Here is a 272-nt window from a genome sequence, read left to right on the forward strand (position 1 = left end):
GTCAGAATTTTTACCGGATCGGGGGAAATGTTCAATCCAAGCCGGTCTGTGTTGAAATCTTTGTGCATATAAGAACTGCGAAACCGTAATTCTATAGAACAGTGTACAGAGCGTTTCAATTCGAAACGGGCAGTTAAAAACGCTCTGTTAATTTCTTTAGCCGCAGTTTCGGACGGAAAACCGGTTCCCACTTTTCCTGAAACTGCTCGGGTTATATAGAGCAATCACCTCAGTGCGATTGTTCGCACTTTTCAAAGTACCGGAGCTTCACC

The 272-nt window shown here is 44.1% G+C and carries 1 protein-coding gene; it reads right to left on the minus strand.

The window, feature by feature from the left end; genetic code table 11:
- A partial coding sequence (locus HBA93_RS21180; protein WP_221724582.1) for a hypothetical protein occupies positions 1 to 191 on the minus strand: 191 nt, incomplete at its 3' end.
- Between the last annotated feature and the right edge of the window lie 81 nt (positions 192 to 272).

Origin of the sequence: Ochrobactrum sp. SFR4 (genome assembly GCF_019730395.1) — a bacterium.
GTDB lineage: Bacteria > Pseudomonadota > Alphaproteobacteria > Rhizobiales > Rhizobiaceae > Pseudochrobactrum.